Origin of the sequence: Pseudaquidulcibacter saccharophilus (assembly GCF_019455445.1) — a bacterium.
GTDB classification, from domain to species: domain Bacteria; phylum Pseudomonadota; class Alphaproteobacteria; order Caulobacterales; family Aquidulcibacteraceae; genus Pseudaquidulcibacter; species Pseudaquidulcibacter saccharophilus.
Genome location: NZ_JAHWUS010000001.1, coordinates 334,111 through 353,954, shown reverse-complemented (window position 1 = coordinate 353,954; position 19,844 = coordinate 334,111). Strand labels below are relative to the sequence as shown.

The 19,844-nt window shown below is 41.8% G+C and carries 15 protein-coding genes; 7 read left to right on the top strand and 8 right to left on the bottom strand.

Annotated elements, in window-relative coordinates; translation table 11 throughout:
• Positions 1-53 precede the first annotated feature (53 nt).
• The 4 genes from KXV15_RS01595 to KXV15_RS01580 form a co-directional block, all read right to left on the bottom strand.
• Positions 54-2,180, bottom strand: a complete 2,127-nt coding sequence (locus tag KXV15_RS01595) for a M48 family metallopeptidase (protein ID WP_240006404.1) — start codon at positions 2,178-2,180, stop codon at positions 54-56.
• 18 nt (positions 2,181-2,198) lie between these two features.
• The gene (tsaD, locus tag KXV15_RS01590) at positions 2,199-3,299 is read right to left on the bottom strand and encodes a tRNA (adenosine(37)-N6)-threonylcarbamoyltransferase complex transferase subunit TsaD (RefSeq protein WP_240006403.1); all 1,101 of its coding nucleotides are present in this window, start codon (positions 3,297-3,299) and stop codon (positions 2,199-2,201) included.
• A 48-nt stretch (positions 3,300-3,347) separates the two neighbouring features.
• On the bottom strand, positions 3,348-3,758 hold the full coding sequence (locus tag KXV15_RS01585; protein WP_240006402.1) for a protein tyrosine phosphatase family protein: 411 nt from the start codon (positions 3,756-3,758) through the stop codon (positions 3,348-3,350).
• Between the two features lie 67 nt (positions 3,759-3,825).
• Entirely contained in the window at positions 3,826-4,005 is a 180-nt protein-coding gene (locus tag KXV15_RS01580; RefSeq protein WP_240006401.1) for a hypothetical protein, read from the bottom strand.
• A 198-nt stretch (positions 4,006-4,203) separates the two neighbouring features.
• Between KXV15_RS01580 and KXV15_RS01575 the strand changes: the two genes are divergently transcribed.
• Positions 4,204-6,462 carry an ATP-dependent helicase gene (locus KXV15_RS01575; protein ID WP_240007188.1) on the top strand — a complete coding sequence of 753 codons (2,259 nt, stop codon included), beginning with the start codon at positions 4,204-4,206 and terminating at the stop codon, positions 6,460-6,462.
• Positions 6,463-6,474: 12 nt separating this feature from the next.
• Here KXV15_RS01575 and KXV15_RS01570 read toward each other — a convergent pair whose 3' ends face one another.
• A complete protein-coding gene (locus KXV15_RS01570; protein ID WP_240006400.1) occupies positions 6,475-8,481 on the bottom strand; it encodes a TadE/TadG family type IV pilus assembly protein in 2,007 nt (668 codons plus the stop codon).
• Between the two features lie 479 nt (positions 8,482-8,960).
• On the opposite strand from KXV15_RS01570, the gene KXV15_RS01565 reads away from it, so the two are divergent.
• Complete coding sequence (locus tag KXV15_RS01565; protein ID WP_240006399.1) at positions 8,961-9,908, top strand: glycosyltransferase family 2 protein; 948 nt, start codon at positions 8,961-8,963, stop codon at positions 9,906-9,908.
• Positions 9,909-9,982: 74 nt separating this feature from the next.
• On the opposite strand, the gene grxD is transcribed toward KXV15_RS01565, so the two are convergent.
• Positions 9,983-10,303 (bottom strand): Grx4 family monothiol glutaredoxin, encoded by a 321-nt coding sequence (gene grxD / locus KXV15_RS01560; protein WP_240006398.1) that lies wholly within the window; start codon positions 10,301-10,303, stop codon positions 9,983-9,985.
• Positions 10,304-10,422: 119 nt separating this feature from the next.
• Here grxD and KXV15_RS01555 point away from each other — a divergent pair, with 119 nt between their 5' ends.
• The 5 genes from KXV15_RS01555 (at position 10,423) to KXV15_RS01535 (ending at position 18,004) form a co-directional block, all read left to right on the top strand.
• Positions 10,423-12,420, top strand: a complete 1,998-nt coding sequence (locus KXV15_RS01555) for a PPC domain-containing protein (protein WP_240006397.1) — start codon at positions 10,423-10,425, stop codon at positions 12,418-12,420.
• A complete protein-coding gene (locus KXV15_RS01550) occupies positions 12,401-13,150 on the top strand; it encodes a queuosine precursor transporter (protein ID WP_240006396.1) in 750 nt (249 codons plus the stop codon). The genes KXV15_RS01555 and KXV15_RS01550 overlap by 20 nt, the downstream gene beginning before the upstream one ends.
• Positions 13,151-13,201: 51 nt before the next feature.
• A complete protein-coding gene (locus tag KXV15_RS01545) occupies positions 13,202-13,951 on the top strand; it encodes a thermonuclease family protein (protein WP_240006395.1) in 750 nt (249 codons plus the stop codon).
• Positions 13,952-14,201: 250 nt separating this feature from the next.
• The gene (locus KXV15_RS01540; RefSeq protein WP_240006394.1) at positions 14,202-15,896 is read left to right on the top strand and encodes a methyl-accepting chemotaxis protein; all 1,695 of its coding nucleotides are present in this window, start codon (positions 14,202-14,204) and stop codon (positions 15,894-15,896) included.
• Positions 15,897-16,309: 413 nt separating this feature from the next.
• Positions 16,310-18,004: a methyl-accepting chemotaxis protein gene (locus tag KXV15_RS01535; RefSeq protein WP_240006393.1), complete on the top strand. Its 1,695-nt coding sequence runs from the start codon at positions 16,310-16,312 to the stop codon at positions 18,002-18,004.
• Positions 18,005-18,090: 86 nt separating this feature from the next.
• Here the strand turns inward: KXV15_RS01535 and KXV15_RS01530 are convergent, their stop codons facing one another.
• Both KXV15_RS01530 and KXV15_RS01525 read right to left on the bottom strand, forming a co-directional pair.
• The gene (locus KXV15_RS01530) at positions 18,091-19,494 is read right to left on the bottom strand and encodes an NAD(P)(+) transhydrogenase (Re/Si-specific) subunit beta (RefSeq protein ID WP_240006392.1); all 1,404 of its coding nucleotides are present in this window, start codon (positions 19,492-19,494) and stop codon (positions 18,091-18,093) included.
• Positions 19,494-19,835 (bottom strand): NAD(P) transhydrogenase subunit alpha part 2, encoded by a 342-nt coding sequence (locus KXV15_RS01525; protein WP_240006391.1) that lies wholly within the window; start codon positions 19,833-19,835, stop codon positions 19,494-19,496. The genes KXV15_RS01530 and KXV15_RS01525 overlap by 1 nt, the downstream gene beginning before the upstream one ends.
• Between the last annotated feature and the right edge of the window lie 9 nt (positions 19,836-19,844).

The window sequence follows — 19,844 nt, the reverse complement described above, 5'->3', positions numbered from 1 at the left end:
TAAACGCGCCAATATCGCAAAATTAGAAGAAATACCACCCCTTAAACGCACAATTAATTTTCGCTTATTTTTAAATCATATTTTTCAAGCGTTTTGCGCGCCAAATATGCCTTGTGATATCGTTTTAAAATGGCGGTGAACTTTTGGGTATTTAGCCCCTTTGGAACATTACTAAACACTGAAATCATGTGCTTTTTGGCATCTATCCGAATGCGGCCATTGTATTTCTTGCTTGGCAATTGTGCCGCCTCGTTAAGATAAAAACGGGTATTAATTCCATAACCTTTACTAATCTTAAAATCGTCAATATCACCCCAATTTATTTTGTTATTTAAGCCTTTTATAAAAATGAAATCGGGTTCAACCACCATAAAGGGTTTTATTGCCATTAAAAGATAATATACCCCAAGCAGGATCAAAACCCCACCCGCAATTTCCGCACCCATAATCATGGTCTTTTCATTATGACCACGCATAAATTTCAGAATTGGATAAATTGCGCCCAAACAAGTTGCCCCAAATAAAAGCAAAATAATTCCACGTAATTTTGAATAATTATAAAAGCGCTTTTGCGTATCACCCACAATTTGCGCCTGTTTAATTAGGTGTTTTTGATAACCCGCCGCATCCCGTTGCACAAAGTTATAAAATGCCGTGCTTAGACGTTGGCAAAGAATTGAATATTGCGGAAAGTATTTTTCACCAAAGGGAACAATATCCGTATCAAGATTTAAAACCGCAACCCGCAAATTATCCAAACGCTCCCCATTGGTTGGATGCAGATAAAAACGATGGGTTTGCACCGCGGACAAATAAGCTTGTGGGTTTTGGACCTTGTCCTGCTTTGCTATATTTGCGGCAGCTAAAACCATATTTGGTGGCAGGTTTTTATTTAAAAGATTAACCTGCGATAAAGCGGTTTCAATGGGGTCAATATTTGCCGAAAGTCGCAAAATACCACGTGCCAATGACAATGTTGAGGTTAGTTTTGCCGCATTTTTATCGGCAATAAATTCGCGGCTTTGTTTAAAGTTCTCCGCAGCTTCATCAAATTGTTCCAGCAAATAAATCCCAAGCCACGCGCAAGGCTTTAGCAAGAAAAATAGTGAGTTTTTCTTTTGCGCCAATGAATTGAAACGATGGTTCAGACTATTGTAAAGTGGAACATAATCACGGCTATATTCCAAATCATCACCCGAAAAATGCGCCATTTCATGGGCGATAATTGCCCAAAATTCATCCTCGTTCAAAAGGGCGGATTGGGTAAGTGGTATATATAGACTATGCCCAGTAACAATTTCACCTAATGGTTCCATCGATATTTTACCAGACATGGCAAAGAAACTGCCATCAACGCCAATGATAATATTTTCGGGCTTTGTAGTATTTAGTTTTTGTGCAAATTCATCGATTTTTGCCCATAACGATGGGGCCTCATCACGCAAAACCAATTGCCCAATTACGGTTTGGGTTTCAATTACGAAAAGGTTCTTGATGCTTTTTAACTGGCGCAACATGCTGCGCCACATCCAAATTGCAAAGACAAAAACCAACGGAATTATTATTGCAGTCTGAATATAAATATTAACCCAAGGGTTCATGGCAATAAAGCCAGTGCCAAAAATCACAAATGCACCAATGACAGCAATTCCAAGCCCGACAATTTGCACCATAAATGCCGGCGGCAAAATCAATTTTAAAAGCCAAAAATTATTTAAAAATAACTCATTGCGGAGTTTTAAACGACCAGATAATCCGATTAAATTTCCCCCCGCCAAAAGCAAAAGTGCAATCAGTGCAGACACACCACCAGCAATGGCGGTAATTGGCGGAACCACGCCGCGCGCAAACTGAAATATTTCGGCAAATTTCAATTCAATGAGGTGGGAACTTACCTTTGCCATTGCCTTATCGCCCGCGAATTGTTTGCCATCAATTTCGGTTTTGATTGAATTGCTGTATTTGCCTTTGGAATTTTTGCTTTGCTCTAGACGATCTTTAACATTCTGAAGCTGCATCTCTTGGGCTTGAATGCTGCGTGTAACATCAAAATTATCGTAACGGCTTATGATGCCATAAGTCATAAGAATGAGCGGTAACGCAATTGCAAAAACCACCAATTTGGCAAAAAAGTTACTTTCTTCGCTATTTATAAATTTTGTTGCCGTATTCCCTGACATTCATAATCTCCGGCTTTTTTAGGCTTTTGCACCCTTTTTTCCGTAACCATTTTTTATTTGTAATGGCGCGGCATCTGCATCCAGTGGCCAACGCGGTTTTGGTTTGGTAGCAAGTGGGTGGCTTATACCTGAATTAAAATATTCAAGGCCAACAAGTGCAATCATCGCGCCATTATCACCGCAATATTTCAATTCTGGATAAAAAATTTGCCACCCCATATCACCACAAAAATCACTTAGTTCACCGCGAATTTTTTGGTTGGCAGCAACACCGCCAGCAATTACCAAACGGCGATTATTTTCGGCAAATTCGCACGCAGCAAATGCATTTTTAAGGCGGTCTTTTAAAACCCTAATAATCGTATATTGAAAAGAAGCACAAATATCATTGATGTCATCATCACTTAAAGCGCCCTTTTCGTCATAAATTTTTTCGCAAAGGCGTAAAACCGCAGTTTTCAAACCCGCAAAAGAAAAATCACACCCCGCACGCCCAATCAATGGACGCGGTAGTTCAAATGCTTTTGCATTTCCCAATTTTGCACGTGCCTCAACCAATGGGCCACCAGGATAACCAAGCCCAAGGATTTTGGCGACCTTGTCAAATGCCTCACCAAGGGCGTCATCAATAGTTGAACCAAGGCGCGAATATTGCCCAACACCATCAACCCGCAAAATCTGGCAATGACCGCCAGATACCAAAAGCAATAGATATGGAAACGCCACATCATTATTAAGGCGCGGCGATAATGCGTGCCCCTCAAGATGATTTACGGCAACAAATGGTTTGTTTGCACCAATACATATCCCCTTTGCCGCAAGCATCCCCACAATTACCCCGCCAATAAGACCAGGGCCAGAGGTTGCCGCCACCGCATCAATTTCATCGAGCTTAATGCCAGACTGCAGCAATGCATGTTCGATAACTTCATCAATTTTTTCAACATGCGAACGGGCGGCAATTTCCGGCACAACGCCACCATATGGCTTATGCTCGGAAATTTGCGATGCAATGACATTTGATAAAACCACGGGGCGCACACCATCATATTCCAAAACTGCCGCCGCAGTTTCATCACATGACGATTCAATTCCAAGGATATAGGTTTTATCACTCATGCCCGTGCTTTATATCTTTAGGGCCTAAAATTAAAGGATTTTTGTCTGTTAAAGGTTTGCCAATGCCCCACTGACATCATAGCCATGTGATGCCGCAAGACTTGCAAGCTCATTTATATCACGTCCCTTGCTGCGTTCGGCAAGTGACCAAAGCGTGATGCAACGGGTTCCTGTCCGGCAATAAGCAAACACTGGCTTTTGGGCGTTTCGTAATATTTCCAAAAATTCTTCGGCATCTTTAATGCCTAGCTTACCGCCAACAATTGGTTGATAAACAATTTCAATGCCATTTTGCTTTGCCGCCGCCTCAATTTCTTTAAACTCTGGCTGTTCGGCCTGTTCAAAGTCTGGGCGGTTACAAATAATGGTTTTGTAACCAAGTGCCGCAATTTCAGCAACTTCGGCAGTGGTTATTTGCGGGGCAACGGTTAAAGTATCATCCAATTTGGCAAAGTTCATTTTATTATTCCTAAAAAACATAATATGGCTTTTGGTTAGTGTGTTTTCAAACCTTTAGTATGAATATTTAAAAAGTTTTTGCATTTTGCCCAAATGCGACACTTGTAAGCATTAATATACCCGCACCGAGTAAAACAAATTGTAACCCGCCGCTAATGCCAAGCAATTCAGGCATAAAGCCAATTATTGTAAACGGTACACCAAATCCAAATGCAAGCACCCTATCTATATCATTTGTTTTTTTCATGATTATCTCCAATATGTTTATTGATAATAACTCGCAATTAAAATATTGGAAAATTAAAAATCTGCATATTTATTATAGTTTTTTTCTATAACAAAAATTATGAACAAGCCGGGTGCAATCGTTCATATATTGTTCTATACGAATCAAATGGGTGAAACATCAGAGAATCAAAATAAATTATCACTTTCCCAGCGCGCAATGGCTGGCATCAATTCTACACAAGCAAACGCACCATTCTTAAAAGGGTTAAATGATAAGCAGCTTGAGGCCGTAAATGCGCTTGATGGCCCCGTATTAGTACTTGCCGGTGCAGGTACAGGTAAAACACGGGTTCTGACCACCCGACTTGCCAATTTAGTCTTTAGCCGTCGTGCTTTTCCGTCACAGATTTTGACTGTTACCTTTACCAATAAGGCAGCGCGTGAAATGCGCGAACGTACCGAAAATTTGATTGGTCATGAAGGTGGCGCACTTTCATGGCTTGGAACTTTTCACTCTTTAAGTGCCAAAATATTGCGGATGCATGCCGAAATGGTTGGGCTAAAGCCAACCTTTACAATCATTGATACCGATGACCAAATTCGGCTTTTAAAACAAATTATCGAGGCGCATAATATTGACCCCAAACGCCATTCACCGCGTTATTTGGCAAGTTTGATTGATGGCTGGAAAAATCGCGCTTTAAAACCTGATGCAGTGCCAAAGGGTGATGCCTTTTTATTTGCCGAGGGCAAGGGAATTGAACTATATGCCGAATATCAAAATCGCCTAAAAACACTGAATTGCGCTGATTTTGGTGACTTATTATTGCTTTGTATAGATTTATTTCAAAATAACCCGGATATTTTGCGCCAATATCAAAATAAATTCCGCTATATTTTGGTTGACGAATATCAAGACACTAATATTGCGCAATATCTATGGCTGAGACTTCTTGCAATGGCGCATAAAAACCTTTGTGTGGTTGGTGATGATGACCAGTCAATTTATGGCTGGCGCGGTGCAGAAGTTGAAAACATCCTGCGCTTTGAAAAAGATTTTCCAAATGCAAAGGTAATACGTCTTGAACGCAATTACCGCTCAACACGCCATATTCTTGGTGCGGCATCAAAAATTATTGCCACAAACTCTGAACGCCTTGGGAAAACCCTTTGGACGGATGACGAACATGGTGAAACCGTAAAAGTTCGCGGCGTCTGGGACGGCGAAGCCGAAGCAAGACTTATATCCGATGATATTGAAAGCCTACGGGCGCAAGGCGTTAACTACCAAGATATGGCGATTTTGGTGCGGGCATCGTGGCAGATGCGCGCTTTTGAAGATCGTTTCATGATGATTGGCGTGCCATACAAGGTTATTGGCGGCCCACGCTTCTTTGAACGCGCCGAAATTCGTGATGCCATTGCCTATTTACGCCTTATTCGTTCACCTGATGATGACCTTGCATATGAGCGCGTAGTCAATCAGCCTAAACGCGGTGTTGGCGATACTTCATTAAAGAAAATCATGGTTGCCGCACGTGAAAACGGTGTTTCTTTGGGGTTAATGGTTGAGACATTATTGGACAAAGACGCCCTTAAAGGCCCCGCAAAAAATGGTCTTTTGCGTTTTTCTGAAAGCTTGAAGGTTTGGCGCAAGAAACGTGAAGAAATATCCCATATCGAACTTGCGGAACTTATTCTAGATGAATCCGGCTACACTGATATGTTAAAGGCCGATAAAACCCCACAGGCACAAACCCGTCTTGAAAACCTGCAGGAACTTGTGCGCTCGATGGCGCAATTTGATAATCTCGAAACCTTCCTTGAGCATATCGAATTAGTTATGGATATGGATAATTCATCCGATGGCGATGCCGTTAATATTATGACGTTACACGGTGCAAAAGGGTTGGAATGGAATGTGGTTTTCTTACCTGGCTGGGAAGAAGAGGTTTTTCCATCGCCTAAATCGATTAATGAAGGTGGTTTAAAATCACTAGAAGAAGAACGGCGCCTTGCCTATGTTGGCATTACAAGAGCGCGGGAAATTTGCCGAATTTCTTTTGCCGCTAATCGCCAAATTTTTGGCAAATGGCAATCAGTTTTACCGTCACGTTTTATTGATGAATTGCCTGAAGACCATGTCGAAGCAGTTTCGGATACTGGCTATTTCAACCGCCCTGCCTTTGGTGGATCATCAAACCTTGATGCCTATGAACAGGGTACACGAGGTGCAGGTTTTATGCGGGCGCAAACCTTTGCCCATGAAAATAAATATCGCCCTGCAATTGACGTGAAACCACGCACTGTTTTCGAAACCAAAAGCCGAAGCCATGATTTTGAAATTGGGCAACGAATTTTTCATGATAAATTCGGTTATGGCCGTATCCGTGTTATTGACGGTGACAAGGTTGAGATTGCATTTGAAAAAGCCGGCGTTAAAAAACTTATCGCCAGCTTTATCAAACCTGCATAGATTGTTTTAAATCTATTCTTTTACCCGCAACGCAAAAATGCTTTTTGAAATCGCATCAAAGGCATTATTCAATTCTGAAGCATCCACAGAGAATGAGTGGCTTGTATCACCCGAACATTGCTGCAACAGGCTTACTGCACTTGCATTACTTACGTTTACCGCAACCGTATAAATTTCAACCTTATAAGTATCACGGATAGACTGACACCAATTTAGCATTCTTGTATTCAGTTCAGCAGTATCAGGCGCACCCGAACACCCTGGGGAACCTGTTTCTGAACATCCCCAATAACCAGGGAAGTCGTTCGCCCGCTCGTTTTGCCCATCGGTGATAAGAACCATAACCTTTTTACCGCCGGCAAGACCAAATGCAGCAGGTGGATTTGCGGCATCAGTTTTAAAGAAACCGGTCCATTCTGCACGTGGCGAAAGGGTTCTAAGCCCCCAACGAAGGCCAACATCGGCATGCGTACCGCCGCCCACTGGCGACATACGATTAAGGGTTTCAAGAACCTGACCACGATTGCCAGATAAGCCTAACATTGGCATCGGGCAATTCATATTTGGACCTACGGTAATATCAAACTGGCGCCAATCTGATGTAGGAACCCACGCACACCATGCACCACCACCATTATTCCATGTGATTTCATTTGGATCCGCAACACACGCAACGTGATTGCCTTTTGGCAATGTTGGCTGACACTGGCTTGCATTATTAAAGCATTCTTGCGCAATTGGCATAAAGGCATTTCTACGACCTGCCTGATATGGGCCAACGCTACCATAATATTTGATTGTGTTTTGATCGCAATTTGTACCGGTTAGCAGTGGCTTTGATGCATCACAAATCGCAACTGTACAACCATAATTATAGCAACCATTGGCAACATTTTTCACACCGCGATTCATAGGCGTTGTAAAGTTCGCATACCCACGGTTACGCTGATCTTTTGGAACCCAATATCCATCAAGACCCGGGTCAGGGGGGCTTCCGCCGCCACCGCCACCACCACCGCCACCGCCACCGCCGGGTGGGCAATAGGTGCACATTTGGTGCGAATTTTTTGATTGTTGATAGTTTTTCTTATGGACATTTGAAGGCACCAAAAGCGCATCCCATTTCATTGATGCTTTTGCATCATCAGATGCAGTAAGGCTTTCGCCAGCACCCGAAACGCAACCGCGCCAACCAACTGGTGCAAAATCACTTGCTAATTGAGCTGCAGATTGATTCACATTTGCACTTCTATCAATTGGCGAAGACGGCAAAGAGCGTGAACCAAAATCTTCTGGTGTTGCAACAGATACAGCGGCCGCATTGGTTGTTGCCGGTGCTTCACTTTTTATGTTTACCGTTGTGGCCCACGGAACAACAGAAACCCGAATATCACTGCTTGGTGACGCCTTATCAAATGCACCATTTACGAAATTGGTCGCCGCATTACGCAACAAAGTAAAACGGGTTTCAGGGCGACCATCTTTGGAAAACATTGAACCAGTGTTATCAAGCACCATGGCAATTTCAACAAATTGGTTTTCACCTGCACCCACCACGGAAACACTTTTGATGGTGAAATGATCGAGGCCAACCATTCCGCCCAAACTAAAAACACTACCAAATACAAGCTTGGCATCAGTATTACTTTTTACACGAATTGACCCATCCGCGTCCCATGAGAATGAAACCCCAAAATTTTCTGCGGTCACACCAAATTGTTTCTTATTAACCTCGAATGATGCCTTTGCCGCGTCTTCGGCAGTTGCTCTTCTGTCAGTCTGGCTGCCGGTCGCTTCAATTTCCGCCCGTTTACCAGCAAGGGCCGCGGCATCAGTAACTGAATCCAACCTTGATTTTACTTCGCTAATACGCAAAAGCTCAATGGCAGAGGCCGCAATAAGTATCAAAGCGCCAACCACCAATGCGAATACAACTGCAGTTGCGCCCCGAATTTTTGTTATTATTTCTTTCGGCAAATTACGTTTGCCCGATGTCGTCTCTGCCAACCCTTTAAACATCATATAACCCGTATTTATCTTATTAAGTTCGCGAAAATAAAGCAGAAAATATTTAAGATAATGCTAAGCTTGATTAAATCACCGATGGTTACAGAAAAATAAAGCCCCTCTGTTTCCAGAGGGGCGGCGCCTTTACGGGCAATTTGTATGCACTTTGGGAGAATTTTACTGGTTCAAAGAGAAGCCATCGCCTTGGTTGGGGCTGGGGGGCTATATAGAGAAACTGGGCAACAGCAATCTCCGAGAACCAATGATGTCTTTATGCCCCCGTAAAATGGTGCATAAAAGACTAAATTGTGGCAGACACGAGGCAAAAAATTAAACTTTTGTAATGTTTCAAATATAAATCACTGCCTTTTAAAGCATTAAAAAAATTATTTCCAATGAATAACAGGCGATATTCGTTTTTAGTTAAAACTTTTATTGTATTGTTACATGTAAATTAAGCACAGTAAGATTAGACATAAAAAAAGAAAAATATGACGCCAATAATAAGTGTAATTATTCCAACTTTTCATCGCCCAGATGGGGCAAAGGCTGCTGTGCAGTCATTATTTGCGCAAAAAAACGCGCCTGAATTTGAAATAATATTAATTGATAATGATGCAGAAGCTTCGGCAAGAGAGGTTGCAAAAGAGCTTGCCAAAGAAGCGGAAAGCAAAAATATAAATTTCATTTATCAAATAGAACCGCGCCCCGGAGTTGCAAATGCCCGCAATACATCATTGAAATTCGCAAAGGGCGAATTTGTTGCGTTTTTGGATGATGATGAAGTGGCATTTGAAGACTGGCTTTTTAAACTTTATCAAGCACACATGGAAATTGGAGCAGAAGTAATATTCGGACCAATTGAGGCAAGATTCAACGAAGGCTGTGACAAGCCAATATCTTATTACAGCGATTTCTTCTCACGCAAATTTGACGGTGAAACCCGAATTATTGAACAGCCATGGGGTTGCGGAAATACATTAATGCATCGTTTAAAAGTGCTTTCTGGAGAAGCTCCTTTTAATATAGACACCAATGAAACGGGTGGCGAGGATGATTTATTGTGGCGCGATGTAATTGCCAATAATTATAAATTTGGTTGGGCAAAAGATGCGTGGGTTTATGAAGATGTTCCAAAATCACGCGCCAATCTTAAATATACCACTATGCGTGCCTTTGCTTACGGTCACAATACAACGTCGCAATGTTTTGACAAACGCAATCCACGTTATTTAACCGGTCTTTATCGGATGGCATTTGGCGCAGTACAGGCAGTTGCACTTGGTGGCTTGGCAGCAGTTTTATGGATGATTGGCCATGAAAAACGCGCATGGGCATATGACAAAGCATTACGTGGGCTTGGAAAAGTTTTTTGGGGGGGGCCGTTCCGTGTACGGATTTATGGAACGGCATCTGAATACCTTAAAAAGAAAAAATAACTGGCAAAATCACAAAAATAAAGGGACGGCAAATTAATACCGTCCCTTTATTTTTAAATATTAAGCCCTGGATCTTAAACCAGACCTTTATCCTTGAATAATTGGCTTAGCTCACCGCTTTCATACATTTCACGAATAATGTCGCAGCCGCCGATAAATTCACCTTTAACATAAAGCTGTGGAATGGTTGGCCAGTTTGAATATTCCTTGATACCTTCACGAACATCACCGTTTAAAAGCACGTTCACATCTTTAAACGGCACGCCAACTAAATCCAAAATTCGTACAACAGTACCAGAAAAGCCGCACATTGGCTGATCGGCATCGCCTTTCATAAACAAAACTACATCTGTGGTTTTTACCAGATTGTCGATTTGGGATTGAATATCGCTCATAATATTTCCTTAAATTTGCCCACTATGCTTGCAAGATAGGTTTTGACAAATATGTTTTCAAGTGAATAATATATTTTGCGGATATTATTATCATATTGCCGTAAAATTGTGGGGTTATTTTGCCTAAAAATTACTATTCAAACTTTTTGTGTTTATCACTTGGCTTTACTGTTTTGTTTGCAAATCATGCCTTTGCCCAAACCGCAACAGCAAGCGGAGTGCAAATTATTGAGGGCGAAATAGCCAAAACAAACAAAACTACCGATGAAGATGGCGCATTATATGAAAATTTCCCCATAAATGCCAAAGTAGGGCAAAAAGCTCTTGTTAAAATGACCGGTGAAGGTTTCAAACCCGCCTTTGAAGTTGGATACATTAACGGTGGTAAATGGTGCAGCAAATGCGCAACGGGGCATAAAATAGACGAAAATAGCGTAGCAACAATTTTTTATGTCAAAGAAAATATGCCATTGCAAATTCGGGCCAGCAGTGTGCACGCAGGTGATATTGGCAAGTTTAAAGTCTTTTATAAAGTTATTGATACTAAACCACTTGTGGCAAAGCCTTTGGTTATTGGCAAACAAATTAATGATTCCATAAGTGCTGATGACGGCCTAAATCCCAATGAAATTTCATATGACGCAACATTTTGGGGCAATATTGACAAATATTATGTCGATTTAAAAACGGGGCAAAATATTGAAATTTATGCCGCTTCAAACACTGATATACCAGAGGTTAAATTTTACCGTCTCGGTCACGATCCATACCATCTTAATTGGGAATTTATTGGAAATGCAAAGGGCGATGGTGATGCCATTAGCGCAAGGTTCATGACACCATTTGCTGGCAGATATTATTTTAATATCTCAAATAATCCGATTAAAGACATATCAATTGCCGACCCCACAATTGAAGGCAAAATTAATTATAGTCTTTTGGTAAACAATACTTCGGCGCGCGCACCTAAAATTATTCCACATATTAAAACCGGATATGAAACCAATTCGACATTTGACAAAAATCTTGATTTAATTCCATCACGACGAGGTAATTTGATTGCAAAGGATTATATTTTTACGCCAACAGCGGGGAAGAATTATTGGATAACCGCCCAAAGCAAAGATACAGATGTCTCAATCTGGATTGGTAAAAAATCCAATTTGGGTGAGTTTGAATTATACCAATCGGATGATGATAATGCAGGTGGAACTGGCGCCAAGCTTTTGTATCAAAGTAAAAGCAATGCCCCCCTTGATATTCGTCTTTTCAGCAATTACGGGTATCCGGAATATCAAAAGAAAAATTTGGCGGAATATTCATTTTCAATCAAAGAAATGACCCGCGCGCCAACACCATTTAATGGCAAAAGTATTAAAATAGGTGACAAAGTCTTGGTGCAATTAAAAGATGGTGGTTATCGCAATCAACTTGATGCACTCTATGAAATATATCGCATAAACCTTAAGGCGGGTGAAAAAGCGACCATTTTCACCGATGAATACCAATATATTTCTGCTGATACGTATCTTGAAATTGGTACCGGAAGCCCTGATAATTTAAATATTCTGGCGCAAGATGAGGATAGCGGCAGTGGTAATAACGCAAAAATTCGTTTCACCGCGCCACAAAATGGTGAATATTATATACGTGCCTCGGCAACCAATATTGCACATGAAGATAATTTTTATTTGAATATTATCCCAACTATTGAGCCACAAACACCGCCGCCACCAATTGAAATAGCAATCGGACAAGAAATCAAAGGTGAATTAAGTAATTCATCACCGCTTTATGGCGATGATGATGTGAAATTTGCCGATTATATTTTTACGGCAACCAAAGACACCAAATACAAATTATCCCTTAAAAGCGATGATTTCTTTGCCAATATAATGGTGCGTCCATTTGATATGTCGGATGCAAAATTTACGCAAAGCGTTGATAACACGCCAATTTCGCCACCAGTCGTTAGCGGCACAAAAGATAATAATCTTGATTATGTTTCACCAATTAGTGGCAAGGTTTTGGTACGCATCACCTCATCAACCGATAATCAATTGGGAAAATATAATCTTATAATTAATGAGCAGGGCAATGATACACAAAAACAATAGTGATATTCATAAAATAACGGCAAATTCGTTGCACGATAAACCTATGAAATATTATGACTTCATAATGACAGCATTTGTTGTTATCCTTGTTCTTTCCAATGTTATAGGTGCAGGCAAACTGGCGGTTATTGAATTGCCCGTCATTGGCAAATGGGTATTTGGTGCGGGAATAATGTTTTTCCCGCTTTCATATATTATTGGCGATGTCTTGACCGAAGTTTATGGCTATGCCCACGCACGACGCACAATTTGGGCAGGTTTTGTAGCGCTCGTTTTTATGGCAATCATGTCGTTTGTTGTTGTGGCATTACCACCCGCCGCATCCTGGAGTGGGCAAGCAGCATATGAGGCAGTTTTTGGACAAGTACCACGTATTGTTTTTGCATCCATTGCCGCATTTTGGGCGGGTGAATTTGTAAATAGCTTTGTACTCGCAAGGATGAAGATTTTCACAAATGGCCGGGCATTATGGACGCGCACCATTGGTTCAACCGTTTTTGGTCAAGCCGTTGATAGTATGATTTTCTATCCACTTGCATTTTGGGGAGCAACAGGTTGGAGTAATGAAGCAGTGGTACAAGTGATGATAACCAATTGGTTTTTAAAAGTTATGTGGGAGGCACTATTAACCCCGCTTACCTATTTTGTTGTAAACCATCTAAAAACTGCCGAAGGGCTAGACGTTTATGATGAAGGAACAAACTTCACACCATTCAAGGCGGATTTATAATAAATAATGCTTAATCGCCGCGCCATTTTAATCGGTTTATGTTTTCCATTAATGGCTGCATCGCCATTTTGGGAAGATGGCGAAAGCGGAATTGTAAAAGAAATTATCGATGGCGATAGTTTTATTCTTGAAAGTGGTCTTGTGGTGCGCCTTGCACAAATCGAAGCACCAAGATTACGGGATGACGTGCCAATTTCGCAAAAAGCCCGCGATTTTTTGGCAAATCTTGTAAAAGATAAAAAAGTAAAATTAAAATACGGTGGTTTAAGGCGCGATAAAATGGGGCGCGCATTGGCGCAAGTATATATAGCTAACGAAATCTGGGTGCAGGGAGAAATATTAAAAGCCGGCTATGCCCGCGTTCACACCTATATTGATAATCGAAGTCATATCCAAGATTTTTGGCTTGTCGAACGCGAAGCAAGGCGCAATGGGCGCGGAGTCTGGTCTGATCCGATGTTTCAAGCACGCTTTGCCACAACAGAGGCATTAAGCGGCAGCGAGGGCAGCTTTCAATTAGTTGAGGGAAAGATTGAAAAGGTGCTTCATGGCGAAACCCTTGTAAAACTATGCTTTGGTAATGATGAAACCAAGGATGTTTGCGCGATAATTCCAAGACAGTCATGGAAGTTGTGGGGTGACAATAATTTAGATGATTTCACAGGGCTAAATATAAGGGTGCGCGGGCGAATTAATGGGCCACAAATCGCGAGAATTACTAAAAAAGGGCGCAACCTTCCGGCACATGGCCCATCAATATGGCTTGACCACCCCGAACAGGTCGAGTTTTTAATAATATAAATTTCTCATCGGCAGAATACTCATCAGTATGTCTTCCTAAATATTAAATTATTTGTGTCAGCATGCATCCGGTCATCAAAAAAAATTCACAATGATATCAATGCGTTTCATTGTATTTTTTTGATAAAATTAACACATGGTTTACCTTCTATATTTACGTTACCAAACAGTAGTTCATAATTCCAAAAGCATAGGCTTTTGTGGGGGGCTTTGTGAACGCAAACGATTGTCACGACGGGGGACATGAAATATGAATTATAGAAATTGGCCTATATTTGTTAAGATAACGAGCTTGCTGGTTGCACTTGGTTTAGTAAGCCTTGCTGCAACGGTGTTCACAACATTTCAATTAAAAAACATAAACGATACGTATTCCTATGCCTTGGAGCGTGAACTTTCGGTTGCCAATGCCGTTAGGGCGAGCAGATTTCTAGGCGAATATTCAACAAACATGTTAAGACTAGCTCTTACAACAAATCCCGAAAAGATTGCTGCGAGGGAAAAAGAAGTAAATCAAGCAGAAGAAAACATGCATAAGCAATTAGAACTAGCGGCAACCAATGACCCTGTTCACGCAGAAGTTTTCAAAGCATTAGCAACAGAGGCAAATGTAAAGATTAAAAATGGCTGCGATAAAGTTGTTGAATATGGTAAATCTACCGATCCTGCTGATGCACAAAATGCAATTGCCGAATATGATAGCAAATGCCAACCTGCAATCGATGAATACCGCCAACATATTGTTGATGAAAACAATAAAATTGTTAAAAGTTTCGAAGATGAAAAAGTCAAACTTGGTAAAGATGCAGACTTTGCTCGTTTAGTTTCTATTTTGGTGGTTATCATCGGTAGCGTGGTAACAATTATCACCGCATTCATCCTTACCATGAAAACAATTGCCAACCCGCTTAAAAAATTGATTGATAATATGGGATCAATGGCGCACGGCAAATTTGATATTGTAATCGAAGAACAAGGACGTAAAGACGAAATCGGGCAAGTTGCCGATGCAACCGAAATCTTCCGCAAAGAACTTATTGAGGCCGAAGGTCTTCGTAAAAGCGCAGAAGAACAAAAAGTCATCGCTGAACAAGAGCGTAAAAAACAAATGCTTGAGCTTGCAAATAGTTTTGAACAATCTGTTGGCGGCATTGTTGCAATTGTATCTTCTGCCGCAACCGAAATGCAGGCATCGGCAACCCAACTGACCTCAACTGCCCAAGAAACCTCGGCTCAATCTAATACTGTTGCCGCCGCAGCTGAAGAAGCCGGAACCAACGTTACATCTGTTGCTGCCTCTGCTGAAGAGCTTGGTGCATCGGTTGATGAGATTGCCCGCCAGGTTGAAACTTCGACCAAAATTACTGCAAATGCGGTTGAACAAGCCGAAGATGCGGTTCGCGTTGTTAATGAGCTTAATGCTAATGCTGAAAGTATCTCAAGCGTTGTTTACCTAATCTCTGACCTTGCAGCACAAACCAACCTATTGGCACTTAATGCGACCATCGAATCGGCACGTGCTGGTGAGGCTGGTAAAGGCTTTGCCGTTGTGGCTTCCGAAGTTAAAGAATTGGCGTCGCAAACCGGTAAAGCAACCGAAGACATTTCAGAAAAAGTAAATCAAATCCAACGTGCCACCGAAGATGCGGCAAAGGCGATTAGATCTATTACTGAAATCATTCAGCAAGTTAGTGAATCTAACAATTCAATTGCATCGGCAATCACACAACAATCTTCTGCAACCAGAGAAATTGTTGAAGCAGTAAGCCAAGCATCACAAGGCACCGATGAAGTTTCACGTAATATTGTTGATGTTGCCAATGCCGCCGAACAAACTGGCGAGGCCGCAACCCAATTGTTAAGTGCTTCTGATGGTCTTTCTATGCAAGCTGAGGCATTACAAAATGAGGTTAGCCGCTTCTTATCAAATGTAAGAGCCGCGTAGATTTACCCTCTAACAAAAGCAAAAACCCGCGCAAAATCTGCGCGGGTTTTGTTGTTTATTAATTACTATTTATAGCAACAAACCATTTAAGAAAACAACTTCAACATTAAAGTCTCTAAATAAAAATGTTGAGAATATTAAAAACAAGGCTTGTTTTTAAATATTTAATCATTTTTTTCACTTGTTACCATAAAGTATAAGAACACCTTATTCTAAAGGATTATTGGCGAGTTTTTGGTTAATAATTAGAAAAAAGTTCCATAATTTGAAGTTTCTTTTTTTCGTTATAGGAATTATTTAACGCTCAATTTACCAAATAAACATAGGCTAATTCGCATTGGTTCATAATTTTTCAAAGCGTGTATTTTATACGCAAATTATGGGCGCAAATATTGTCGCGGCAGGGGACATAAATGAATTATAGAAATTGGCCTATCTTTGTTAAGATAACAAGCTTGTTGGTTGCACTTGGTTTAGTAAGTCTTGCATCAACTTTTTTCGCAACATTTCAATTGGAAAAAATTAACGCTACATATTCTGATGCGTTACAGCGCGAAATTTCGGTTGCCAATACCGTTAGATCAAGCAGAGCATTAGCAGAATATTCAACGAATATGTTGCGTATGGCGCTTTCAACAAACCCTGAAAGAATTGCGGCACGTGAAAAAGATGCCAATGACGCATTTGATAACGTTATTAAGCAATTAGAGCTTGCCGCCTCCAATGACCCTGTTCACGCAGATATTTATAAATCGCTATCAAATGAAGCCAAATTGAAAATTAGCCAAGGTTGCGATCAGGTTATTGTATATGGCAAATCAACCGATCCTGCTGATGCACAAAAGGCACTTGATGAATATGATGGCAAATGCCAGCCTGCAATCGATGTAGTTCGTCAGCATATGGTTGATCAAAACAATAAAATTCTAAAGAGTTTCGAAGATGAAAAAGTCAAACTTGGTAAAGATGCAGACTTTGCACGTTTAGTTTCTATTTTGGCCGTTCTTATCGGTAGTGTAGTAACAATTATCGTTGCCTTTACACTTACCATGAAAACAATTGCCAACCCGCTTAAAAAATTGATTGAAAATATGAATTCAATGTCTCATGGGCAGTTCAATATTACAATTAATGAACAAGATCGCAAAGACGAAATTGGCCAAGTGGCACGTGCCACAGAATCATTCCGCATCGGCCTTATGGAAACCGAGGATCTCCGCAAAAATGCCGAGCAACAAAAAATTATCGCTGAACAAGAGCGTAAAAAACAAATGCTTGAGCTTGCAAATAGTTTTGAACAATCTGTTGGTGGCATTGTTGCAATTGTATCTTCTGCCGCAACCGAAATGCAGGCATCGGCAACCCAACTGACCTCAACTGCGCAGGAAACCTCGGCTCAATCTAATACTGTTGCTGCCGCAGCAGAAGAAGCCGGAACCAACGTTACCTCTGTTGCTGCCTCTGCTGAAGAGCTTGGCGCATCGGTTGATGAGATTGCCCGCCAGGTTGAAACTTCGACCAAAATTGCGGCAAATGCGGTTGAACAAGCCGAAGATGCGGTTCGCGTTGTTAATGAGCTTAATGCCAATGCTGAAAGTATCTCAAGCGTAGTTTACCTAATCTCTGACCTTGCAGCGCAAACCAACCTATTGGCACTTAATGCGACCATCGAATCGGCACGTGCTGGTGAGGCTGGTAAAGGCTTTGCCGTTGTGGCTTCCGAAGTTAAAGAATTGGCATCGCAAACCGGTAAAGCAACCGAAGACATTTCAGAAAAAGTAAATCAAATCCAACGTGCCACCGAAGATGCGGCAAAGGCGATTAGATCTATTACTGAAATCATTCAGCAAGTTAGTGAATCTAACAATTCAATTGCATCGGCAATCACACAACAATCTTCTGCAACCAGAGAAATTGTTGAGGCAGTAAGCCAAGCATCACAAGGCACCGATGAAGTTTCACGTAATATTGTTGATGTTGCCAATGCCGCCGAACAAACCGGCGAAGCCGCAACCCAATTGTTAAGTGCTTCTGATGGTCTTTCTATGCAAGCTGAGGCATTACAAAATGAGGTTAGCCGCTTCTTATCAAATGTAAGAGCCGCGTAGATTTACCCTCTAACAAAAGCAAAAACCCGCGCAAAATCTGCGCGGGTTTTTTGGTTGGATAATTATTGGTCGCTCCCGCGATGCCTTTAAAGCGATTTCACAACCGCCTCAGTCACTTTCTTCGCATCGCCGAAAAGCATCATGGTATTTGGTCTAAAGAATAGTTCGTTTTCAACGCCGGCGTAGCCCGCGCTCATACCGCGTTTAATAAACAAGACGGTTTTGGCTTTTTCAACATCCAAAATCGGCATCCCAAAAATCGGTGACGCAGGGTCGGTTTTTGCCGCCGGATTGGTAACGTCATTTGCACCAATCACGAATGCCACATCTGCCTGCCCAAATTCACTATTGATGTCTTCAAGCTCAAACACTTCATCATATGGAACCTGCGCCTCGGCAAGTAAAACGTTCATATGCCCCGGCATACGCCCTGCAACCGGATGAATTGCGTATGAAACATCGACGCCCTCTTCCTTAAGCTTATCAGCCATTTCTTTTAACGCGTGTTGTGCCTGTGCCACCGCCATACCATAACCAGGAACGATGATAACTTTGGATGCATTTTTCATAATGAATGCCGCATCTTCGGCAGAGCCTTGTTTTACTGGTCTTGCCTCAACTGCACCGGCTGCTGCGGGGCCACTATCTGTCGCGCCAAAGCCACCAAGAATAACTGAAATAAAGCTACGGTTCATGCCTTTACACATAATATATGAAAGGATTGCACCCGATGAACCCACCAATGCACCAGTGATAATAAGCGCGATATTTTCAAGCGTGAAGCCAAGTGCCGCCGCCGCCCATCCTGAATAGGAGTTTAGCATTGAAACCACAACCGGCATATCCGCACCACCAATTGGGATAATTAGTGTTACACCAAGCAATAGTGACAAACCAACAATGCCCCAAAACGCCCATTTTGCATCACCATGTGTGGCAATCATCACACCAATAAGCGCAACAATTGCAACCAAAATTGCGATGTTTAAAAGGTGGCGCATTGGCAATAAAATCGGTGCACCCGACATATTCCCATTCAATTTGGCAAAGGCAATTAATGACCCCGTAAATGTAATTGCACCAATCGCAACGCCAAGACCAGTTTCAATACAAGATGCAGTTTTAATACCGCCGGCAACCGCGATATGGAATGCCTCGGGCGAATAGACGGCTGCACCAGCAATTAAAACCGCCGCCAAACCAACCAATGAGTGGAAGGCCGCAACCAATTGCGGCATTGATGTCATGGCAATACGGCGCGCAAGAACCGCACCAATACCGCCGCCAATCAGTGTTGCAACCGCAATAATTGATAGATTTATACCATCAAGCTTCACCATCAAAAGCGTTGTGATAATCGCAATCACCATACCAATGATACCAAAGAAATTCCCTTGGCGTGAAGTTGCCGGGCTTGAAAGACCACGTAGCGCAAGAATAAACAATACGCCCGATACAAGATATAATAGAGAGGCAATAGACGCGTTCATTATTTTGCCCCTTCTTTATTTACTGGTTTGTCTTTTTTCTTATACATTGACAACATACGTTCGGTTACCAAAAAGCCACCGAAAATATTTACCATCGCCAAAGCAACGGCAATGCCGCCCATGCCGCGTGAAAGCCATGTATTGCCGTCCACACTACCATCATGCAGTGTTGCGGTTGCGGCAACCAGGGCACCAACCACAACAACGGATGAAATAGCATTTGTTACCGCCATCAACGGCGTATGAAGTGCGGGTGTGACCGACCACACCACATAATAACCAACAAAAATCGCCAAAACGAAAATCGCAAGACGAAAAACAATCGGGTCAACCATTTCCATAATCACCCT